The 21,370-nt window shown below is 72.4% G+C and carries 20 protein-coding genes; 12 read left to right on the top strand and 8 right to left on the bottom strand.

What is annotated here, in order from left to right; all coding sequences use genetic code 11:
- Window position 1: 1 nt before the first annotated feature.
- Together SMD11_RS36360 and SMD11_RS13090 are read left to right on the top strand one after the other, a co-directional pair.
- Window positions 2-298, top strand: a complete 297-nt coding sequence (locus tag SMD11_RS36360; RefSeq protein WP_228772892.1) for an SCO4848 family membrane protein — start codon at window positions 2-4, stop codon at window positions 296-298.
- A gap of 183 nt (window positions 299-481) precedes the next feature.
- Window positions 482-2,035 carry an ABC transporter substrate-binding protein gene (locus SMD11_RS13090; RefSeq protein ID WP_087926633.1) on the top strand — a complete coding sequence of 518 codons (1,554 nt, stop codon included), beginning with the start codon at window positions 482-484 and terminating at the stop codon, window positions 2,033-2,035.
- A 9-nt stretch (window positions 2,036-2,044) separates the two neighbouring features.
- Here SMD11_RS13090 and SMD11_RS13085 read toward each other — a convergent pair whose 3' ends face one another.
- Window positions 2,045-2,830 (bottom strand): alpha/beta fold hydrolase, encoded by a 786-nt coding sequence (locus tag SMD11_RS13085; protein WP_087926632.1) that lies wholly within the window; start codon window positions 2,828-2,830, stop codon window positions 2,045-2,047.
- A 60-nt stretch (window positions 2,831-2,890) separates the two neighbouring features.
- Here SMD11_RS13085 and SMD11_RS13080 point away from each other — a divergent pair, with 60 nt between their 5' ends.
- Window positions 2,891-3,241, top strand: a complete 351-nt coding sequence (locus tag SMD11_RS13080) for a MerR family transcriptional regulator (protein ID WP_087926631.1) — start codon at window positions 2,891-2,893, stop codon at window positions 3,239-3,241.
- A gap of 275 nt (window positions 3,242-3,516) precedes the next feature.
- On the opposite strand, the gene SMD11_RS13075 is transcribed toward SMD11_RS13080, so the two are convergent.
- The 5 genes from SMD11_RS13075 to SMD11_RS13055 all read right to left on the bottom strand — a co-directional run bounded on the left by SMD11_RS13075 (window position 3,517) and on the right by SMD11_RS13055 (window position 7,883).
- Window positions 3,517-4,284 carry a succinate dehydrogenase iron-sulfur subunit gene (locus SMD11_RS13075; protein ID WP_087926630.1) on the bottom strand — a complete coding sequence of 256 codons (768 nt, stop codon included), beginning with the start codon at window positions 4,282-4,284 and terminating at the stop codon, window positions 3,517-3,519.
- On the bottom strand, window positions 4,284-6,038 hold the full coding sequence (gene sdhA, locus SMD11_RS13070) for a succinate dehydrogenase flavoprotein subunit (RefSeq protein WP_087926629.1): 1,755 nt from the start codon (window positions 6,036-6,038) through the stop codon (window positions 4,284-4,286). Before sdhA ends, SMD11_RS13075 begins: the two co-directional genes overlap by 1 nt.
- A 20-nt stretch (window positions 6,039-6,058) precedes the next feature.
- A complete protein-coding gene (locus tag SMD11_RS13065) occupies window positions 6,059-6,529 on the bottom strand; it encodes a succinate dehydrogenase hydrophobic membrane anchor subunit (protein WP_087926628.1) in 471 nt (156 codons plus the stop codon).
- Between the two features lie 6 nt (window positions 6,530-6,535).
- The gene (gene sdhC, locus SMD11_RS13060; protein WP_087926627.1) at window positions 6,536-6,916 is read right to left on the bottom strand and encodes a succinate dehydrogenase, cytochrome b556 subunit; all 381 of its coding nucleotides are present in this window, start codon (window positions 6,914-6,916) and stop codon (window positions 6,536-6,538) included.
- A gap of 229 nt (window positions 6,917-7,145) precedes the next feature.
- Complete coding sequence (locus SMD11_RS13055; protein WP_234366019.1) at window positions 7,146-7,883, bottom strand: 2-oxo-4-hydroxy-4-carboxy-5-ureidoimidazoline decarboxylase; 738 nt, start codon at window positions 7,881-7,883, stop codon at window positions 7,146-7,148.
- Window positions 7,884-8,090: 207 nt separating this feature from the next.
- Between SMD11_RS13055 and SMD11_RS13050 the strand changes: the two genes are divergently transcribed.
- From SMD11_RS13050 to SMD11_RS13015, 8 genes are all read left to right on the top strand, one after another.
- Window positions 8,091-9,776, top strand: coding sequence for a beta-N-acetylhexosaminidase (locus SMD11_RS13050; RefSeq protein WP_087926626.1), 1,686 nt, complete (start codon window positions 8,091-8,093; stop codon window positions 9,774-9,776).
- Window positions 9,777-9,926: 150 nt separating this feature from the next.
- Entirely contained in the window at window positions 9,927-12,020 is a 2,094-nt protein-coding gene (locus tag SMD11_RS13045) for a glycosyltransferase family 4 protein (RefSeq protein WP_087926625.1), read from the top strand.
- 812 nt (window positions 12,021-12,832) lie between these two features.
- The gene (locus SMD11_RS13040; RefSeq protein WP_087926624.1) at window positions 12,833-13,495 is read left to right on the top strand and encodes an RNA polymerase sigma factor; all 663 of its coding nucleotides are present in this window, start codon (window positions 12,833-12,835) and stop codon (window positions 13,493-13,495) included.
- Entirely contained in the window at window positions 13,495-14,751 is a 1,257-nt protein-coding gene (locus SMD11_RS13035) for a hypothetical protein (protein ID WP_087926623.1), read from the top strand. Before SMD11_RS13040 ends, SMD11_RS13035 begins: the two co-directional genes overlap by 1 nt.
- A 652-nt stretch (window positions 14,752-15,403) precedes the next feature.
- Complete coding sequence (locus SMD11_RS13030) at window positions 15,404-17,050, top strand: acyl-CoA mutase large subunit family protein (RefSeq protein WP_087926622.1); 1,647 nt, start codon at window positions 15,404-15,406, stop codon at window positions 17,048-17,050.
- Between the two features lie 162 nt (window positions 17,051-17,212).
- Window positions 17,213-17,431: a hypothetical protein gene (locus SMD11_RS13025; protein WP_087926621.1), complete on the top strand. Its 219-nt coding sequence runs from the start codon at window positions 17,213-17,215 to the stop codon at window positions 17,429-17,431.
- A 113-nt stretch (window positions 17,432-17,544) separates the two neighbouring features.
- Window positions 17,545-18,837, top strand: a complete 1,293-nt coding sequence (locus SMD11_RS13020; protein WP_087926620.1) for a sensor histidine kinase — start codon at window positions 17,545-17,547, stop codon at window positions 18,835-18,837.
- Window positions 18,801-19,445 (top strand): LuxR C-terminal-related transcriptional regulator, encoded by a 645-nt coding sequence (locus SMD11_RS13015; protein ID WP_087926619.1) that lies wholly within the window; start codon window positions 18,801-18,803, stop codon window positions 19,443-19,445. The genes SMD11_RS13020 and SMD11_RS13015 overlap by 37 nt, the downstream gene beginning before the upstream one ends.
- A 16-nt stretch (window positions 19,446-19,461) precedes the next feature.
- Here SMD11_RS13015 and SMD11_RS37305 read toward each other — a convergent pair whose 3' ends face one another.
- On the bottom strand, window positions 19,462-19,662 hold the full coding sequence (locus SMD11_RS37305) for a DUF397 domain-containing protein (protein WP_087926618.1): 201 nt from the start codon (window positions 19,660-19,662) through the stop codon (window positions 19,462-19,464).
- An 11-nt stretch (window positions 19,663-19,673) separates the two neighbouring features.
- On the bottom strand, window positions 19,674-20,525 hold the full coding sequence (locus SMD11_RS13005; protein ID WP_087926617.1) for a helix-turn-helix domain-containing protein: 852 nt from the start codon (window positions 20,523-20,525) through the stop codon (window positions 19,674-19,676).
- Window positions 20,526-20,811: 286 nt separating this feature from the next.
- Here SMD11_RS13005 and SMD11_RS13000 point away from each other — a divergent pair, with 286 nt between their 5' ends.
- Window positions 20,812-21,363 (top strand): hypothetical protein, encoded by a 552-nt coding sequence (locus SMD11_RS13000; RefSeq protein WP_087926616.1) that lies wholly within the window; start codon window positions 20,812-20,814, stop codon window positions 21,361-21,363.
- The last annotated feature ends 7 nt before the right edge of the window (window positions 21,364-21,370 follow it).

Below are 21,370 nucleotides of genomic sequence, written 5' to 3'. Positions count from 1 at the left end.
CATGCTGAGTTCTTCCGGGGACGCCTCGCCCGCCCCTCGCCCGTCCGGCCGCGCGGCCACCCTGTCCCGCCCGGTGTCCTGGTTCCTGCTCGCCTTCGGGGTGTGGAGCTGGTTCATCTGGATCACCTTCGCGAAGAATCTGTGGAAGGACGGCAGCGGGCTCGCTTTTGACGACGCGGGTGACCCCACCGCGTACTTCTGGGTCCACCTCGCGCTCGCGGTCACCTCGTTTCTTCTGGGGACGGCCGTCGGGCTGATCGGGTTGCGCGGCGTACGGGCGTTGCGGCGCACGTCATAGACGCGGAGACGGAGGGGCGCGGCCGCCGCGCGGCTGCCCCGTAGATGCCCCGTGGCCGCCCCGCGCAGCGCGGCGGCCGCCGTGGTTCCCCGGACCGGGTGACGATCACTTGGCCTATTCCCGGGACGTATGCGCGTTCGTATGTTTGAGTGATGCGCATCACTGGGCGGAGGGGGCGCGGGGATGCGTGGGGTCCGGGTTCGGACAGGTGTGCTGGGTGTGGTGCTGCTGGTCTCGGGGGCCACGGGCTGCGGGCTGATGTCGCCGGGGGACGAGGACCGGGGGCCCATCACGGTGGGCATGACGGACGCGGTCACCGGGCTCGACCCGGCGGGCACCTACGACGTGGGCTCCTGGGCCCTGCACAGCAACGTCTACCAGTCGTTACTGACCTTCACGCCCGGCTCCTCCGTCCCCGTGCCGGACGCGGCCGAGCGCTGCGGCTTCCAGGGCCGGGACCTACGCACGTACGCCTGCACGCTGCGCGAGGGCCTGAAGTTCACCAACGGCCACGACCTGACGGCGGGGGACGTGAAGTTCTCCTTCGACCGGATCCGCCGGATCAATTCGAAACAGGGCCCCGGGCCGCTGCTGGACACCCTGGAGAGCGTGCGGACGGCCGACCGGACGGTCAGCTTCCGGCTGAAGGTGCCGGACGCCACCTTCCCGTTCAAGATCGCCACCGGTGCCGGGGCGATCGTCGACTCCCGGACCTACCCCGCGGGCCGGCTCCGCGCGGGCGCCGAGGTGGACGGCTCCGGCCCGTACGTCCTCAAGGAGTACCGGCAGGGCCTCCGGGCCGAGCTGCGGCCCAACGACCGCTACCGCGGCGCCGTGCGGCACAAGGGCGAGCCCGTGACCGTCCGGTACTACCGCGACCCGGCGGCGCTCGCCCAGGCCTGGCAGCGGCGCTCCGTGGACGTCGCGGGCCGCCAGCTGCCGCCCGCCGTGACCGCCGAGCAGTCCCCGTCGGACGCCGGCGTGAAGATGATGGAGACCTCGGGGCCCACGTCCCGCTCGATGGTCTTCAACCTGCGCGACGGCTCGCCCGTGAAGGACGTCGCGGTGCGCAGGGCGATCGCCGCCGTCGTCGACCGTACGGCGCTCGCGCGCGACATCCACCGCCGGACGGTCGAGCCGCTCTACTCCCTCGTCCCGCAGGGCCTGACGGGCCACGCCACGTCGTTCTTCGACGCCTACCCCGAGCCGGACCCGGCGCGCGCCCGGACCCTGCTGCGGCAGGCGGGCATCACCCAGCCGGTCCGCTTCCGGCTGGCCTACTCGCAGGGCGCCGCCACCGACGAGGAGGCGGCCCTGCTGAAGAGGCAGCTGGAAGCCACCGGGCTGTTCGAGGTGACCACGCAGCACGTGGAGTGGAAGGAGTTCCTGGAGGGCTACGCCCGCGGCGCCTACGACGCGTACTGCCTCACCTGGGTCGCGGACTTCCCCGACCCGGACACCTTCATCACCCCGCTGGTCGGCGCGGGCTCGGCCCTCCACACGGGCTACTCCAGCGCCCGCGTCGAGAAGCTCATCCGCGACACCCAGCGGAACCACCAGCGCGGCCGCGTCGCGGAGGACGTCCGCGAGGTCCAGCGGATCGTCGCCGAGGACGTACCCCTGCTGCCGCTGTGGCAGAAGAAGGAGTACACCCTCGGCAACTCCGCCGTCTCCGGGACGCAGTACTTGTCGGACGGCACCGGGATCCTGCGGCTGTGGGAGCTGGGCAGGATCTGACGCCGCGGCTCAGAGGCCGTGCCGGTCGAGGAAGGACGTGATCAGGCCGCCCCACTCGGCGGGCTTCTCCGCCATGGTCACATGGCCCGTCATGATCTCGGCGTACTCGGCGCCCGGGATGTTCGCGGCGAGGAAGCGCGAGTTCGCGGGCGCGACCAGGGTGTCCTGGAGCGGCGCGATCACCAGCGTCGGCACGGAGATCCCGGCCAGGTCGGCCGTGGTGTCCGAGGACTGCACGACGGCCGCCTGCTCCGCGGCACCGGCGGGGACGCCCGAGGCCAGCACCTTGTAGAAGATGTCCAGCTCCCCGGCGGGCACGGCGTTGAAGAAGTCCTCGCCGAAGCCGGAGAGGGCGATGAAGCGGGCGAAGGTCTCCAGGTCGCCCTCGTCCAGGAGCTTCCGCCAGATGTCCAGGGAGGCCAGCGTGCGGTTGTCCGCCTTGGCCAGACCCGCCGTCAGGACCAGGCCGCGCACCCGCTCCGGGTGACGGGCCGCCGTCCGTACGGACACCAGGGTGCCCATCGAGTAGCCGAGCAGGGTGAACGTCTCCAGGCCGGCCGCGTCGGCCGCCGCTATCAGCGCGTCGGACAGGCCGTCGACCGTCAGCGGCTCCGCCGAGCGGGGCGTGGCACCGGAGCCGGGGAAGTCGGGGGCCACCACGGTGTGACGCTCGGCCAGGGCCGGGATGACCGGCCGGTAGTTGCCCTCGATGCTGCCGCCCGCGCCGTGCGCGAGCAGGATGCCGGGGCCGGAGCCGTGGACGGTGGTGGCGAGGGGCGTGGGAATCTGTGTCATGGCCAAGAGGTTGCCGTATGACATCAGTGTCAAGGTCAAGTCCCCGGGGGGAATCCGCACATGCGCATAGGTGAGCTGTCGCGTCGTACCGGGGTGAGCCCCCGGCTCCTGCGCTACTACGAAGGACAGGGCCTGCTCACCTCGGAGCGGGACGCCAACGACTACCGGCGCTACGGGACGGACGCGGTCGAACGCGTGACGCGCATCCGCGAACTCCTCGCCGGAGGCCTCACGACCGAGGCCATCCGCGACCTCCTGCCCTGCGCCCAGGGCGGCCCGGGCCTCCTCGCCTGCGACCACTCCGTCCAGATCCTGGACGGCCAGCTGACCCGCGTGGAGGAACAACTGGCGGAGCTGGCCCGCCGGCGCGAGGCACTGCTGGACGTGGCGTCGGCGATGCGGGCGGGCTGACCGGGGCTCCGCCCCGGACCCCGGTCCTCAAGCGCCGGACGGGCTGCTTCGCTGCCCGGAACCGGGCAAATCCAGCCCGGCTGGGGGCACCTCCCAGCGGTAGCTGGGGGAGTTCGAGGCCACCGCGCGTCAGCGCGGAACGGGGGCCCGGGGGCGGAGCCCCCGGTTTCGGGAAGGGGCGGGTAGGGGAAAACCCCCGCTCACGACGGCGAGGCCCCGCCCCCCCCCGTTCACAGGGGAGGGCGGGGCCTCGCCGTACAAGCCCGACCGGCCGGTCAGAAGCGGCGCGTGATCAGCGCCCGCTTGACCTCCTGGATCGCCTTCGTGACCTCGATGCCACGCGGGCACGCGTCCGTGCAGTTGAACGTCGTGCGGCAGCGCCACACGCCGTCCTTGTCGTTCAGGATCTCCAGCCGCTGCTCCCCGGCCTCGTCACGCGAGTCGAAGATGAAGCGGTGGGCGTTGACGATGGCCGCCGGGCCGAAGTACTGGCCGTCGTTCCAGAACACCGGGCAGGACGACGTGCACGCGGCGCACAGGATGCACTTGGTGGTGTCGTCGAACCGCTCGCGGTCCTCGGCGGACTGGAGACGCTCACGCGTCGGCTCGTTCCCCTTGGTGATGAGGAACGGCATGACGTCGCGGTACGCCTGGAAGAACGGCTCCATGTCGACCACGAGGTCCTTCAGGACCGTGAGGCCCTTGATGGGCTCGACCGTGATCGGCTTGGACGGGTTGATGTCCTTGATCAGCGTCTTGCACGCCAGGCGGTTCTTGCCGTTGATCCGCATCGCGTCGGAGCCGCAGATGCCGTGCGCGCAGGAGCGCCGGAACGTCAGCGTGCCGTCGTGGTCCCACTTGATCTTGTGGAGGCCGTCGAGGACCCGCTCCTTGGGGTCGATCTCCAGCTGGAAGTCCTGCCAGGTCGCCTGGTCCGAGATCTCCGGGTTGAACCGGCGGACCCGGAAGGTGACCGTGATCAGGTGCGCGGGGGCCTCGGACTCGGCCGAGGCCGCGCTCTTCTCGAGCGTCGGGGTGCTCATCAGTACTTACGCTCCATCGGCTGGTAGCGGGTCTGGACGACCGGCTTGTAGTCGAGGCGGATCGAGTCCGTGCCGTCCGCGTCGACCTCGCGGTACGCCATGGTGTGCCGCATGAAGTTGACGTCGTCGCGGTTGGGGTAGTCCTCGCGGTAGTGACCGCCGCGGGACTCCTTGCGCGCCAGTGCGGACACGGCCATGACCTCGGCCAGGTCGAGCAGGTTGCCCAGCTCGATGGCCTCCAGCAGGTCGGTGTTGAACCGCTTGCCCTTGTCCTGCACGGAGACGTTCTTGTAGCGCTCGCGCAGCTCGGCGATCTTCTCGACGGCCGTCTTGATGGTCTGCTCGGTGCGGAACACCATGACGTTGGCGTCCATGGTCTCCTGGAGCTCCTTGCGGAGCTCGGCGACCCGCTCCTTGCCCGTGGAGTTGCGCAGGCGCTCGACCTGGTCGGCGACGAGCTGCGCCGGGTTCTCCGGCAGCTCGACGTAGTCGGCCTTGGCGGAGTACTCGGCGGCCGCGATGCCGGCCCGCTTGCCGAAGACGTTGATGTCCAGCAGCGAGTTGGTGCCGAGGCGGTTGGCGCCGTGCACGGAGACACAGGCGACCTCGCCGGCGGCGTACAGGCCGGGGACGACGGTGTCGTTGTCGGCCAGGACCTCACCCGCGACGTTGGTCGGGATGCCGCCCATGGCGTAGTGCGCGGTGGGCTGGATCGGGATCGGGTCCGTGTAGGGCTCGATGCCCAGGTACGTACGCGCGAACTCGGTGATGTCCGGGAGCTTGGCGTCGAGCTGCTCCGGCGGCAGGTGCGTGAGGTCGAGGTAGACGTGGTCGCCCTCGGGACCGCAGCCGCGGCCCTCGCGGATCTCCGTGTAGATGGAGCGCGAGACGACGTCACGGGACGCGAGGTCCTTCATGACCGGCGCGTACTTCTCCATGAAGCGCTCGCCGTCCTTGTTGCGGAGGATGCCGCCCTCACCGCGGGCGCCCTCCGTCAGCAGGATGCCCATGCGCCAGATGCCCGTCGGGTGGAACTGGAAGAACTCCATGTCCTCCAGCGGCAGGCCGCGGCGGTAGCAGGCCGCCTGGCCGTCACCCGTGAGGGTGTGCGCGTTGGAGGTCACCTTGAAGAACTTGCCGGTGCCGCCGGAGGCGTAGATGACGGCCTTCGCCTGGAAGACGTGGATCTCGCCGGTGGCGAGCTCGTAGGCCACCACGCCGGCCGACTTCTTGACGCCGTCGACCTCGGTGATCAGCTGGTCCAGGACGTAGAACTCGTTGAAGAACTCCACGCCCTCCTTGACGCAGTTCTGGTACAGCGTCTGGAGGATCATGTGGCCGGTGCGGTCCGCGGCGTAGCAGGACCGGCGGACCGGGGCCTCGCCGTGGTTACGGCTGTGACCGCCGAAGCGGCGCTGGTCGATGGTGCCGTTCGGGGTGCGGTTGAACGGCAGGCCCATCTTCTCCAGGTCGAGGACCGCGTCGATGGCCTCCTTCGCCAGGATCTCGGCGGCGTCCTGGTCGACCAGGTAGTCGCCGCCCTTGATCGTGTCGAAGGTGTGCCACTCCCAGTTGTCCTCCTCCACGTTCGCCAGCGCGGCGGCCATGCCGCCCTGCGCGGCGCCCGTGTGGGAGCGGGTGGGGTAGAGCTTGGTCAGCACCGCGGTGCGGCTGCGCTTGGTCGACTCGATGGCCGCGCGCATGCCGGCGCCACCGGCGCCGACGATGACGGTGTCGTACTTGTGGATCTGCATGGTCTCGTCAGCCCCGGGCTCTAGCGGATGTTCGGGTCGAAGGTGAAGATCACCAGCGTGCCCAGCAGGACGGTGAACACCGTGGCCGCGTACAGCAGGTTCTTCAGCCAGAAGCGGGTCTTGGGCCGCTCCGCGTAGTCGTTGATGACCGTGCGCAGGCCGTTGGCGCCGTGCAGCATGGCGAGCCACAGCATGACCAGGTCCCAGGCCTGCCAGAACGGCGAGGCCCAGCGGCCCGCCACGAAGGCGAAGCCGATCTTGCTCACGCCGCCGTCGAGGACCAGCTGGATGAGCAGGTGGCCCAGGACCAGGACGACCAGGACGACGCCGGACAGCCGCATGAACAGCCAGCCGTACAGCTCGAAGTTGGTGCGGGTGCTCTTGGGCGTCTTCTTGGTGCGGGCCCGGGGCGGCTCGATGACCGGCGCCGGGTTGTCCACGTCGTACAGCGACACGGTCTCGGTCGCGGGGGTGGTGGTCTCAGCGGACATCTCGCGTCAGCTCCCGAACAGCGTGCGCAGCGTGTGCTGGAGCACGGGGTAGAAGGCGCCGGCCATCAGCACGAGCCAGATGGTGACAACGGACCACAGCATCTGCTTCTGGTAGCGGGCACCCTTGGACCAGAAGTCCACCGCGATGACACGCAGACCATTGAGGGCGTGGAAGAGGATGGCGGCGACGAGGCCGTACTCCATCACGTTGACGAGGGGCGTCTTGTACGTCGCGACGACCTCGTCGTACGCCTCGGGGGAGACGCGGACGAGGGCGGTGTCAAGGACGTGCACGAACAGGAAGAAGAAGATGAGGACGCCGGTGACTCGATGAGCCACCCAGGACCACATGCCTTCCCGGCCGCGGTACAGCGTTCCAGCCGGCACGGAAAACCCTCCGGGAGCGGGGATCAGAGCCTGCCGGCTTCACTGTCAGCGGGCCCGGCCGGGTACGGTCCACCGGCCCTGGCCATCGTAGCGACGCGTTGTCGGTTCGGGTTCACGGGGTCGTCAGGTGTGATCAAACAGGCACGTACGGACCAGTGGCCAGGGCCTTCCGAGGGTGCGGGATGTCCGGTGTACCCCGTCTGTCCTGCGGTTTTGTGTGATGGGACCGTTATGTGGCGTGCGGCTGCCGGGTGGCGCGCCAGGTGTCGTAGGGGGTGTCGCGGCTCCGGGCGCACGGGGTGTCGGAGGCCAGCCGGGCGAGCCGGCCCAGGGCCAGCCGGGTGAGCTCGGCGACGGTGGTGGCGGCCTCCTCGTGCGGCGCGCGGGTGAGGCGGAGGCGGAGCGCGGCGAGCAGACGGGTGACGGTCTCGTCGGGGGGTGTGCCGTCCAGGCAGGCCAGGAAAACATGGCCGAATCTGTGCTCGTAGGCGGCCTGGGCCTGCCGGAGGACGGCGTGGACGGGCCGGTGGAGGCCGGTCCCCTCGGCGGGCAGGTGGGGGCCGGCCTCGTCGGCGAGCGCCTCGGCCAGGGCGGCCGGGGTCAGGGCGTGGGTGGTCCGCTCCGCCGCGCCGAGCAGGGTGCGCAGGTCGGGGTAGGGGCGGTGGTCCGCGAGGTGGTGGGCCCACTGGCGGCTGCCGCAGCAGGCCAGGAGGGCGGCTTCGGCGGCGCCCGGCGAGGCGGAGTTGAGGCGGTCGAGGCCGTGCCGGTCGAGGCTGTGCCGGTCGGGTCCGTGCAGCGTGGTCTCCTCGGGAGAGGGGGCGCGGCGGAGGGCTCGACGGCCGGGTCCGGGCGGTGCCCGGGACGAGGCCGGGTGGGGTCCGGGTGCGGTGCGGACGGGGCGAACGGGTCCGGGGGCGGCAGCGCGGACGCGGCAGCCGGCGACACCCGCGCGGCGTCCGCGGGACACCCGTGTGCCACCCGCGGAACTGGGTCTTCCGGTCGAGGAGCTGAGCCGCTACGGTGACGACGATTCTCGGCCACGGTCCGATGCGCTGTCCGACGGACGCGCGAATTTCATTCGGACGAGGCCCGTTTCGGGCGCGTGGTGGACACCCAGCCAGGCAAAGGGCAATACCTTCAGCCCATATATGCCCTATATAGGAGGTTCTGCTCCATGGGACTGCCTGCCGGCCTCACCAGGGCTGCCCGGATCGACCGGCTCCACCGGATCGCCCGGCTGGCCCGGGTCACCCGGGCCGCCGCCCCGCGCGGCGCCGTGGCCGCCGCCGCCCTGCTGGCCACCATGACCCTCGTCGGCTGCCCGCGCGAGTCCGCCACCCGGCCCGCCCAGGACGACTCCCGCTCGCCGCAGGCGTCCCAGCCGGTCACGCTGTCCAGCGCCCCGCCGCCCGCCGCCTCCCGCGCGCCCGTCCCGGCGGGCGTCCCGCGCACCGTCCCGGCCCTGCGCTCCGCCACCTCCGTGCCCGGCCCCGGCTGGCGGCCCGCCGTCGGGGCCCGGGTCGTCACCGACCCCGACGGCCCGCTCGCCGACGAGGCCCGCATGCTGGCCGTCGAGCTCAAGATGACCGCCGCCGGGACCCCCGCCCGCCCCGGTGACATCGAGCTGGCCCTGCGCCCCGGCCAGAGCGGTGGCGAGGAGGCGTACGAACTGACCGCCGACGACCACAAGGTCCTCGTCACCTCGGCGGGTGAGGCCGGGGTGTTCTACGGCACGCGCACCCTCGCGCAGGCCGTGCGCTCCGGCGGCGGGCTCCCCGAAGGCGTCGTGCGCGACGCCCCCGACCGCGGCCAGCGCGGCCTCAACCTCGACATCGCCCGCAAGCACTTCACCGCCGAATGGATCGAGGCCCGGATCCGCGAGCTGGCGGACCTCAAGCTCAACCAGCTCGGCCTGCACTTCTCCGACGACCAGGGCTTCCGCATCGAGAGCGAGTCGCACCCCGAGATCGTCTCGCCCCAGCACCTCACCAAGGCCGAGGTCCGCCGCATCGTCGCCCTCGCCGACTCCCTGCACATCACCGTCGTCCCCGAGATCGACTCACCGGGCCACCTCGGCGCCGTCATCAAGGCCCACCCCGGCCTCCAGCTCAAGGACGCCGCCGGCACCGCCGCCCGGGGCGCGGTCGACATCGCCGACCCCGAGGCCGCCCGCATCGTCGACGACCTGCTGCGCGAGTACGCGCCGCTGTTCCCCGGCGCCTCCTTCCACCTCGGCGCCGACGAGTACCGCGCCCTGATGGCCAAGGACCCCGAGGCCTCCTACCCGCGCCTGGCCCAGCTCGCCCGGCAGCGCTACGGCGACCGGGGCCGCGTCCAGGACCTCGCCACGGCCTGGCTCAACGACCGGGCGGGCGTGGTGCGCTCCCTCGGCAAGAAGCCCAAGGCGTGGAACGACGGCTTCTTCCGCGGCGGCGTCGTGAGCGCCGACAAGGACATCGAGGTCGAGTACTGGACGGGCAAGGAGATCGGCGCCCGCGACCCGCAGGAGTACCTGAACGAGGGACGCCGCGTCGTCAACCTCAACGACGAGTACCTCTATTACGTACTCGGCGAGCCCAACCAGTTCCGCTACCCCACCGGCGAGCGGATCTACCGGCAGTGGTCGCCCGCCGTCCTGCGCGGCACCACGGCCGCCCCGCGGGACCTCACCGGCCCCGACCGTGTCACCGGCGGCAGGCTCGCCGTCTGGTGCGACTTCCCCGACGCCCAGACCCCGCAGCAGGTGGCCGACGGCATCCGGCTGCCGCTCGCCGCCGTCGCCCAGCGGCTGTGGGACCCCCGCCCGCCCACCCTGCCCTGGAAGGAATTCTCGGCCCTCGCCGGGCGGGTGGCCCCTTGAGGGGCTTAGCGTTCGGGGTTGAACCATGCGGAGCACTCCCGTCGTCGGATATGCGGAAGGCAGCACTCAGGTAATACTCGGGGTCGCTCACGCATCTCTCCACGGAGGAGTGCGCGCAGGCGTACCCCCCGCATCTGTAACGAGGGCCCGATGAAGATCGAATTCCTGCTTCACAACGCGTACGGCATCGGCGGCACCATCCGCTCCACCGTCAACCTCGCCGCCGCCCTCGCGGACCGGCACGAGGTGCGGATCGTCAGCGTCAACCGCCCCGTGGACGAGCCCGAGCTCACCCTCGACCCCCGGGTGCGGCTGACCCCGCTGGTCGACCTCCGCGAGGGCGCCGAGACCGACGAGTACGCCACGCCGCTCAACCAGCGGCCGAGCGAGATCTTCCGCGACGAGCGCATCGACAACGGCCGCATGGCCGCCACGGCCCTCACCGACGAGCGCGTGGCCGCCCACCTCGCCGCCACCGACGCCGACGTCGTCATCGCCACCCGCCCCAAGCTCATCGGCTACCTCGCGAAGTACGGCTCCGAGCGCTACCTCCGCCTCGGCCAGGAGCACCTCACCCACGAGGCGCACGTCCCCGAGCTGCACGCCGTGATGGATCCCGCCATCGCCGCGCTCGACGCCTTCGCCACCGTCTCCGAAGCGGACGCCGGGCACTACCGGGAGGCCCTCCCCGACGCCCGCGCCCGCGTCCTCGCCATCCCCAACGCCGTCCCGGCCCCCGCCGCCGAGCCCTCCGACGGCACCTCGAACATGATCGTCTCCGCCGGCCGGCTCGTCGCCGTCAAGCGCTACGACCGCCTGATCGCCGCCTTCGCGAAGATCGCCGCCGAGCGCCCCGACTGGAACCTGCGGATCTACGGCCGCGGCCCCGCCAAGGCCAAGCTGCGCAAGCAGATCGAGGACCTGGGCCTCTACGAGCGCATCACCCTCATGGGAGCCCGCTCGCCCATCGAGACCGAGTGGTCCAAGGGCGCCGTCGCCGCCGTCGCCTCCGACGCCGAGTCCTTCGGCATGACCATCGTCGAGGCCATGCACGCCGGCCTCCCGGTCGTCGCCACCGACTGCCCCTACGGCCCGCGCGAGATCCTCACCGACGGCACCGACGGCGTGCTCGTCCCGCTGGACGACACGGACGCCGTCGACGCCTACGCCGCCGCACTCCTCAAGATCACCGGCGACCCGGCCCTGCGCGAGCGCCTCGGCAAGGCCGCCCGCGAGACCGCCCTGCGCTACGCACCGGCCCGGATCGCCGACCGCTACGAGGAGCTGTTCGAGGAACTGCGGCCCGGCTCCACGGCCGCCGCCCCCGAGAAGAAGAAGGGCCTGCTGCGCGGCCTCTTCGGCGGCGGACGCGCCAAGGCCGCCCCGGCGGTCGCCGCACCGGCCCCCGAGGCCGTCGCCCACCCCGAGGCCCGCTGCGCCGTCGCCGCCGACGGCACCCTGACCGTCAGGCTGCGCGCCGAGCAGCTCACCGCCGCCGACACCCACGCGCTGCTCCGTCAGCGGGGCGCCAAGGGCAAGGAGCGCGCCTCCGTCCAGGCCCCGCTCACCGGCGGCCGCGAGCCCGGCGCCTGGGTCGAGGCCCGCTTCGGGCCCGCGCCCCTGGCCGAGGGCCGCTGGGACACCTACGTCGAGCGCCCCGGCGACAAGACCCGCCGCCGGCTGACCGCCGCGCTCGTCGAGCAGAAGGCCCTGCTGAACCGCCCGCTCGCGGTGACGGCGGACGGCGTCGCGGCCCGCGTCCCGTACACCACCAGCGACGGCTTCCTCGCGGTGCGCGCCTGGCTGCGCCCCGAGCACGCCGAGGTCACCGAGGTGGGCGTCGGCGAGGACGGCGTCACCCTCACCCTCACCGCCCACGGCGCCGCCTTCGGCGAGGGCGCGGAGATCATCGCCCGGCTGCGCGGCGGCGACGGCTCGGTGGGCGACGTCCGCGCGCCCCTGACGGCCGGCTCCGGCCGGCTGCCGTACGAGCCGATGGCGCGGCGCGTGAAGCCGGAGGAGGAGCAGGACCTGTGGGACCTGTGGGTGCGCCCGGCGGCCGGGGCGGCGCTGGTCCGCGTGGGCCGGATCGCGGGCGACTTCGCCGACCGCAAGGGCATCGACACCTTCCCGGCGGCCGAGCGCGGGCAGGTGCGGCTGCGCCCGTACTTCACGGTGACCAACGACCTGACGATCACGGTCAAGGACGTGGAGCCGAAGGAGGAGGCGGGGGCGGCGGCGTGAGGCGCGCGGGGGGCCGGGTCGTGACGGGCGGGGGCTGACGGGCAGGTCGGACGGCCCGGTCTTGACGGGCAGGTCCCGGCGGGTCGGGGCGAGGGCGCGTTCCGGGGTGCGCGCCCGGTGGGCGCGCGCCGAAGGGGCCACCCGTTTTCCCGGTGACGCATCAGCCCGGCCGGGGGTCCGGGGGCTTGCCCCCGGTTCCGGGAAGGGGCGGGGCGGGGACAAAGCCCCGCGCAGCGGCCCCCCGCACGCACCCACCTGCCGCACCCGGGCGCGTTGGTCACGCGGTTGGTCACGGTGGCGGGCGCGGCTCGGCAAAAGCCCAGGTCAAAAGCTGTAGCCGGACGGAGGACGGCCGGGGCCGCCACCCCCCACAGGAGAGGCCCCGGCCGCCGTCCGGTGCGAACCCTGGTGAGGTCCGCATCTTCTACAGCGCCAAGGGCCGCGAATCCGTCACACTGTCATACCGCCGTGGTCGGGTCTCTTCTGGACGAGGCCGGGCACATGCCCGTAACGTGCGGGGTCCGCGCTCGTCGGAGCGCGTCTCTCTCTCGTCTGTTCTCGTCTGTCCCAGTGGCCGGGGAACCGGGAAACACCGGAAATGACGACCACAGCCCCAGGGGGTCCGAAGATGTGTCCGTGCGGTCAGCCGTCCCCGCGCCGGGTGGCGACGGCCGGTGTGCCGTCCCGCGCCGCCGGGTATCGGCCAGTGGAACCCGGCCCCATGGCCGGTGACACCCGGGCGCAGAATCCTTACGGCGTCGGGCCCGCGGGCTGCTGAGTCGCGGATTCTCGGAGTGGGGCAGGATGAGGGCGTGCAGGGGGACGACGCTGAGCTGACGGCCGCGGTGCGCGCGGCGCAGAGCGGGGACGAGACGGCATTCCGTACCGTCTACCGTGCTGTTCACCCCCGCCTGCTCGGCTACGTCCGCACGCTCGTCGGCGAGCCGGACGCGGAGGACGTGGCCTCCGAGGCGTGGCTCCAGATCGCGCGCGACCTGGAGCGGTTCACCGGCGACGCGGACCGGTTCCGCGGCTGGGCCGCGCGGATCGCCCGCAACCGCGCGCTCGACCACATACGGATGCGGGGCCGGCGCCCGGCCATCGGCGGCGACGAGAGCGAACTCGCGGCCCGGCCCGCCGACGCGGACACCGCGGGCGAGGCCCTGGAGTCCCTCGGCACCGACCGCACCCTCGCGCTCATAGCCCAGCTCCCTCAGGACCAGGCGGAGGCCGTCGTGCTGCGAGTCGTCGTCGGCCTCGACGCGAAGAGCGCGGCCGGGGTGCTCGGCAAGCGGCCGGGCGCGGTCCGCACCGCCGCCCATCGCGGCCTGCGGCGGCTGGCCGAGCTGGTGACGGCGGCCGACGCGCTCCCCGCGCAGCGGCGGCCCTCTTCGACGCCCCCGACGTCACACACCGGAGCGAACGCTTCTGCCGGTGTGACGCAATTGCGTGCGCGGACGCAGAAGGACATGTGATGGCGGACGACCACCGGTACGACTGGTTGGAAGACTGGCTGGACGACGACGCCGTGGAACGGCTCCTGAGCGCCCCGGCCGGCGCCGAGTGCACGGCGGAAGCGCCGGCTCCGCCGACCCCGGGGACCCGGCCTGCCCTGGAGAAGGAGCCGGCCCCGGAGCCCGGACCGGTCCTGGAGACGCCGCTCGCGCCGGCCCCGCCGGAGGCGGCGGCCCTGCTCGCGGCCCTGCGTTCCCTGACCCCGCCTCCCGCGGCCCCCGGCGGCCCGCTGCCCGGCGAGGAAGCGGCACTGGCGGCGTTCCGCGCTGCCCGCGCCGCCTCCGCGCCGGAGGCGGTGACGGAGGCCGCGCCCACGACCGGGACGGCCTCCCTCGGGGCCGCGCCGGCGACTTCGGCGGACAGACCTACGCGCGTCGATGCGGCCGGAACGGACACGTCCGTGACGTCCGGTCCCGGCGCCCCGGTCATCCCCATCGCCGCCGGCCGCCGCCGGCGGTTCGGCAGACGCTGGCGGCCCGTCGAGGTCGGCGTGGCGATGGCACTGGCCGGCTGCGCCCTCGGCGGCGTCGCCGTGGCCGCGGGTACGGGCGTCCTCCCGGCGCCGTTCAAGCGGTCGACCGCCGAACCGGCGGCGGGCGCGAGCGTGTCCGCCCTGGAGAACGGCGGCGCGGGCACCACGGAGCCCGGCGCCCCCGGAGCCACCCCGTCGCGCGGCAAGGACGACGGCCCGCGCGAGAGCGGCCGCCCGTCGGCCTCCGCCACGCCCGGCGCCGACGCGACCGCCGGCCACGGCGGCGGCAGGAACGCCGGGCCCGGCGCGTCCCCGTCCGAGACCCGGCGCCGCCACGACGGCGACACCCGCGAGGACCGCGACGGCGGCGGCCGGAACGACGACCGTGACGACCGTAAGGACGACGGCAAGGAAACCGACGCCGGTGACGGCGCCACCACCCTCGCCACCCGGCTGTGCCGCGACTACCTGACCGCTCAGCGGCGTCGTGACGCCGTCGACGAGAACGACATGCGCGCGCTGGAGCGCGCGGCGGGCGCGGGCGCGGCGGCGATCCGCAAGTACTGCGAGAAGCTGCTGGACGGGGCGGGTGCTCCGGGTGGAGTCCGGAATCTGCCGGCGAAGGGCGGTGCGACGGGGGCGGCTTCCGGGCTGGGTGGCGCGTTGCCGTTGCCGTCTGCGCAGAGTGGGGTGCGGTCGGAGGTGTTGCTGGTGCCGGTGGATTCGGCGGCGCGGGGTACGTAGGGGGTTGCCGCTGCGCGGGGCCTTTCCCCAGCCCCGCCCCTTCCCGAAACCGGGGGCAAGCCCCGGGCCCCCGTTCCGCGCTGACGCGCGGTGGCCTCAAACTCCCCCAGCTACCGCTGGGAGGTGCCCCCAGCCGGGCTGGATTTGCCTCCTGTCCGAGGTCGGCTTTCCCATGTGCCAGAGGCTGCTTCCCGTGGATCGGAGGTGGCTTTCCTGCCCGGTTCCGGGCGACAACTCAGCCCGTCTGGGGGCACCTCCCAGCGGTAGCTGGGGGAGCTTGAGGACCGGGGTCCGGGGCGGAGCCCCGGTTACGGGAAGGGGCGGGGCTGGGGGAAAGCCCGCCGCAGGCGCCCCGCACCGGCACCCGCACCCGCACCTTGCCCCCGCACCCCCCTGTGACATTTTCCCGCCCCCGGCGCTGTAAGAAGTGAGCCGACTGGTCATCGGCCGCGCAAGAGCCGGAGTTCCCCCCATACCGTCGGCTCCTGCGCATCGGCGCGGGCGGGGCTCTTCCCCCGGCCCTGCCCGCGCCCCCCACAACCGCGTCCCCTACAACCGCGCCGCACACACAGGCCGTGTCGGGACTCCCCCCGCCCCACCCCTCGGCGCATGCTGGTGGACACAGCCCCAGCGGAGCGGGAGGCGGTAGCCGATGGGCACCCAGGAGCCGAGGCCGGAGCGTGTGCGGGACGGGGGGAGCGGGCGCCCGCGTCCGCCGCGTCTGACCGAGTCCGGGTTCCCCGTCGAGCCGGTCTACGGCCCCGACGCCCTCGCCGCCCCCGGCTGGGACCCCGCCGAACGGCTGGGCGCCCCCGGCGCGTACCCCTTCACCCGCGGCGTCTACCCGACGATGTACACGGGCCGCCCCTGGACCATGCGCCAGTACGCGGGGTTCGGCACGGCCGCCGAGTCCAACGCCCGTTACCGGCAGCTCATCGCCCACGGCGGTACGGGCCTCTCCGTCGCCTTCGACCTGCCCACGCAGATGGGCCACGACTCGGACACCGCGCTCGCGGGCGGCGAGGTCGGCAAGGTGGGCGTCGCCGTCGACTCGGTCGAGGACATGCGGGTGCTCTTCGGCGGCATCCCGCTCGGCGAGGTCTCCACCTCGATGACCATCAACGCCCCGGCCGCGCTGCTCCTGCTGATGTACCAACTGGTCGGCGAGGAGCAGGGCGTACCGGCGGTGGCCCTCACCGGGACCGTCCAGAACGACGTCCTCAAGGAGTACATCGCCCGCGGCACGTACATCTTCCCGCCCAAGCCGTCGCTGCGGCTGGTCGCGGACACCTTCCGGTACTGCGCCGCCGAGCTCCCCCGGTGGAACACGATCTCGATCTCCGGCTACCACATGGCCGAGGCCGGGGCCTCGCCCGCGCAGGAGATCGCCTTCACCCTCGCCAACGGCATCGAGTACGTCCGTACGGCCGTCGCGGCCGGCATGGACGTCGACGGCCTCGCGCCGCGCCTGTCCTTCTTCTTCGTGGCCCGCACGACGATCCTGGAGGAGGTCGCGAAGTTCCGGGCGGCGCGGCGGATCTGGGCGCGGGTGATGCGCGACGAGTTCGGCGCGCGCGATCCCAAGTCGCTGATGCTGCGCTTCCACACCCAGACGGCGGGCGTCCAGCTCACCGCGCAGCAGCCCGAGGTCAACCTGGTGCGGGTGGCCGTCCAGGCCCTGGCGGCCGTCCTCGGCGGCACCCAGTCCCTGCACACCAACGCCTTCGACGAGGCCATCGCCCTGCCGACGGACAAGGCGGCCCGGCTGGCCCTGCGCACCCAGCAGGTGCTGGCCTACGAGACGGACGTGACGGCGACGGTCGACCCGTTCGCCGGTTCGTACGCCGTGGAGTCGCTGACGGACGCGGTCGAGCGGGCCGCGCTGGACCTCATGACGAGGATCGCGGACCGGGGCGGCGCGGTGGCCGCCATCGAGGACGGCTTCCAGAAGTCCGAGATCGAACGCAACGCCTACCGCATCGCCCAGGAGACGGACGCCGGCGAACGCGTGGTCGTCGGCGTCAACCGCTACCGGCTGGACGAGGAGGAGCCGTACGAGCCGCTGCGCGTCGACCCGGCGATCGAGGCCCAGCAGGTGGCCCGCCTGGAGCGGCTGCGCGCGGAGCGCGACGGGCGGGCGGTGGAGGCGGCGCTGACGGAGCTGCGGAAGGCGGCGGGCGGGACGGAGAACGTGCTGTACCCGATGAAGGACGCGCTGCGGGCACGGGCGACGGTGGGGGAGGTGTGCGGGGTGTTGCGGGAGGTGTGGGGCACGTACGAGCCGACGGAGCGGTTCTGAGGGCGGGCGTGTTCTCAGCCCGTCCGGCGCTTGAGGACACCGCGCGTCAGCGCGGAAAGGGGGTCCGGGGCGGAGCCCCCGGTTACGGGAAGGGGCGGGGTGGGGAAAAGCTCCGCCGGAACCCTGACCCGCACAGATCCCCGCATGCGAGACACTGGTGGGATGTCCTCCCCCCGCCGCACCTGCCCCGTCTGCTCCCGCGAGATCGCCGTCGTCGGTGGCCGCTACGCCCGCCACGACCCGCCGGGCCGCCGCCCCGCGTTCTCGTACGAGCTCGTGTCCTGTCCCGGTTCGCGCCGTTCGGCGCCGCTGCTGTCGACGGAGCCGAGGCTGTTCGACCCGGAGCAGCCGCCGATGGACGGCCAGCAGCAGCTCTTCTGAAGCTTTCCCGGAACAGGGGAGTTTTTCCCACCGACTCCGTGCGCCGCGCGCCCGCATACTGACGGCGCGGCTCGCTCCGGGCCGCCGGTTCATGGGGGAAAGGTGCAGGTCGGATGGGTGGGATCGCGGTCGTGGACGGTACGGGCGGCGGTGTGTTCGCGGAGGGGGTGCGCGGCCTGCGGCGGTCGTTGACGCTGTGGGGGCTGGGGATCGCGGCGACCGTCATGTCGTTCCTGGTCCTCGGGGTGGTGGTCTCGCTCCCCGGGCTGGGGCTGCTGGTGCTGCCGGCGGTCGTGGGCGGCGTCCGGCGGGTGGCCAACCGGCAGCGGGAGCTGGCGGGCGCGTGGTCGGGGGAGCCGGTCCCGGTCCCGTACACGCCGGAACCGGCCGACAAGGGGCTGCTGGCGCGCTGCCGGTGGATCGCCCAGGACACCCAGACCTGGCGGGACTGGCTGTGGGTGACGCTCGACCCGGTCGTGGGCGTGACGCTGGCGTTCCTGCCGATCGGCCTGATCCTGAGCGGGTTCTGGGGCATGGGCCTCGCCTTCTTCGGGGCGGAGCTGTCGGCGGAGTGGGACGGGCTCTGGTTCGACTTCATCCCGGTCGAGGGGCCGAGGACAGCGGTGCTCGCCGGCGTGCTGGGCGTACTCCACCTGCCGCTCGCCCTGTGGCTCGCCCCGCGCACGGTCCGCGCCCACGGCGCCTGGACCCGCTCGCTGCTCGCCCCGAGCGAGGTGGCGCGGATGGCCGACCGCATCGAGCACCTGTCCGTCACCCGCTCCGACGCCGTCGACACGCAGATGGCCGAGATCCGCCGTATCGAACGCGACCTCCACGACGGCGCGCAGGCCCGGCTGGTGGCGATGGGCATGACCCTGGACGCGGCCGAGCACCTCCTCGACTCGAACCCGGAGGCCGTGCGTTCGCTGCTGATCGAGGCCCGGAAGTCCTCCTCCAAGGCCCTGGAGGAACTCCGCGACCTCGTCCGGGGCATCCACCCACCGGTGCTCGCCGACCGCGGCCTCGCCGACGCGGTACGTGCCCTCGCCCTGGTCAGCCCGCTGACCGCCGAGGTCGTCGTCGACCTCCCGGGCCGGCCGGAGCCGCCGGTGGAGTCGGCCGTCTACTTCGCGGTGTCCGAGATCCTGGCCAACGCGGCCAAGCACTCCGGCGGCGACCGGGTCTGGGTGGACCTCCGTTACGATCGCGGCATGCTGCGGGTCGGCATCACGGACGACGGCCGCGGCGGCGCGGACATCGCGCGCGGCACGGGGTTGCGGGGCATCGAGCGGCGGCTCGCCACGTTCGACGGCGTCCTCGCCGTCAGCAGCCCCCTCAACGGCCCGACCCTGGTGACGATGGAGATCCCGTGCGTGTTGTCCTCGCCGAAGACCACTTCCTGCTGAGGGACGGCCTCGTACGCCTCCTCGGCGCCTTCGGCCACGACGTGGTGGCCGCGGTCGACAACGGCCCGGACCTGCTCGCCGCCCTCACCACCCACCGCCCGGACGTCGCCGTCGTCGACGTCCGCCTCCCCCCGACCTTCGCCGACGAGGGCCTCCGCGCGGCCCTCGCGGCCCGCTCGCGGCTCCCCGCCCTGCCGGTGCTCCTCCTCTCCCAGTACGTGGAGCCGCTCTACGCCCGCGAACTCCTCGCGGACGGCGCGGGCGCGGTCGGCTACGTCCTCAAGGACCGGGTCTCCAACGGCGCGGAGTTCATGACCACGATCCGGTGCGTCGCGGACGGCGGCACGGTCATGGACCCCGAGGTCGTCACGAAGTTGCTTTCCAGCAAGGACCGGGACCAGGGCGTGGGCAGCCTGACGCCGCGCGAGCGGGAGGTTCTGGCCGCCTTGGCCGAAGGCCGCTCCAACGCGGGGATCGCGGAGGCGCTGTTCATCACGGAGAAGGCGGTGGCCAAGCACATCGGGAACATCTTCCCGAAGCTGGGGCTGCACGCGTGCGACTCGGACAACCGGCGGGTGCTGGCGGTTCTGGCCTACCTGGAGCGGTGACTATTGCTCGTGTGTGTCACTGTCCCCTGTCGTGGACGCCGGCCTTGACGGTATGGATGAGGCCCGCGAGGCGGAGGGGTGTGAGGGCGAGAGAAACGGTGGGGGCGTCGCTCTCACGGAGGTGAACGGCAGCCGCGGTTCTGCTGAGTTCGACGCAGTTCTCGTCCTCGCAACCGCTGGAATAGGAGGACTTCTGCCAGACGATAGGTGAGAACATGGCTCGGCCTTTCACATCTCTTCAGCGATCCGGTGGATCAGGTCCAGTGACTCCCGGGGCCCCAAGGCCGATCGGGTGATCCTGGCCAACCGGTCTCGGTACCGCCTGAGCTGTGCATCCTCGTCGAGGATGATGCTTCCATGCGCAGTGTCGATCTGTACGGTGTCGAGTTGGGGTACTGCACCGCTGAGGTAGAGCATCGCGTTCCCCGCACCGGCGAAACCCTCGGCATCGAAGGGAATCACGCGCACGGTCACGTTGGTCTGCTCAGCCATCGTGAGCAAGTGCCGCAGCTGCGCGCGAGCGGTTTTCCGGCCGCCTACTTTGATCCGTAGGGCGGCTTCGTGGACGATGGCATCGAACTCGATCGGCACTTCCCGTTCGATCACCGTGCGGCGATCCATCCGGAAGGCGACCCGGATTTCGACCTCGGCCGACTTCCTCGTGGGGTCGGCGTAAGTGAACATTGTGCGAATGTGATCCTCGGTCTGCAAGAGGCCAGGAATGTGGACGATCTCAACCGACCTGTGGTGTGTCGCGTGATGTTCGGACTCGGCCAGGTCCAACGCCAGCTGGGGAAGTACGTTGCGATAGCTTTCCCACCAGCCTTTGACACGTTCACTCGCCATGGCGGCCAACGCGTCCACCCAGCGCGCGTCCGTGCAGCCGTAATGGTCGGCGAGTACGCGAACGCGTTCCGCGCTGATGCCCGATCGCCCCGACTCCATGTTCGGCAGGTTCGTGCGAGGTACGCCCAGCAGCTTGGCGGCCGCCTCCGTCGTCATCCCTGCGGCGACGCGCATCTTGCGCAGCTCCGAGCCGAGGCGCTTCTGGCGAGCGGTCGGCGTACTCCTCGGGGGCATGCGGCTTCTCCCGGCTCCCATTGGGCGTGGTGTCGGCGCCAGTCTGCCCGCGCGCGGAACGCCCGGTCCACCGAAAGGTGATCCTTTCGCGAATTGGTAGTACGTGTACTCCGCGATGCCCTAGCTTCGATAGCGCACCAGTCACGCACCGCGTGAGCCGGAAGCGCATCGGCGCGAGCATGCCCGCACCTCCTGCCCTGGGAGAGGCATGCGCCCGCCCAGGGAGACAAGCCACCGGCCGGCGCGCGCGTACCCCAACACCCCACACCCGTACGGGAGCTGCCGCATGCCCATGCACACCTCCATGCCCACCGCGACCGCGAACCCCATCACGCTCTGTCCACTGATCACGCAGGACGTCGTGCGTCACCCCGCCCCGGACGGGGTCCCCGCCCCGAAAGCCCGGGCCCGGCTCGCCTACAGCTTCACCGTCCCCGGAGACCCCCGCTCCGCGGCCGTCGCACGGCATACCGTCCGGTCCGCGCTCTACGGCCACGACCTGGCCGTATTCCTCGACCCCGCGCTCCAGGTGATCACCGAACTCGTCACCTGCGGCGCCCTGTTCGCCCCCGGACAGGACCTCTACTACTCCCTCCGCTGGCGCGAAGGCATCCTCCGCCTCGTCAACTGGGACCCCCACAGCAGCCACAGCGACCCCGTCCACGCCGCGCACTGCACCAGCAGCAGGAAGCGCCTCCTGCTCCTCCTCGCCTGCGTCGTGCGCGAATGCGGCGGAACCTGGGGCATCACCGACCCCACCCCCACCACCGAAGGCACCAAAGTCTGGGCCGACCTCCCCGAAACCGGAGCCAAGACCTACGGCAAGCGCCACTGCTGAGGCGGAA

The sequence above is a fragment of the Streptomyces albireticuli genome, assembly GCF_002192455.1.
In the GTDB taxonomy this organism is placed as follows: Bacteria; Actinomycetota; Actinomycetes; order Streptomycetales; family Streptomycetaceae; genus Streptomyces; species Streptomyces albireticuli_B.
The sequence above is the reverse complement of the archived record's forward strand: the minus strand, read 5'-3'. Positions and strand labels throughout refer to the sequence as shown.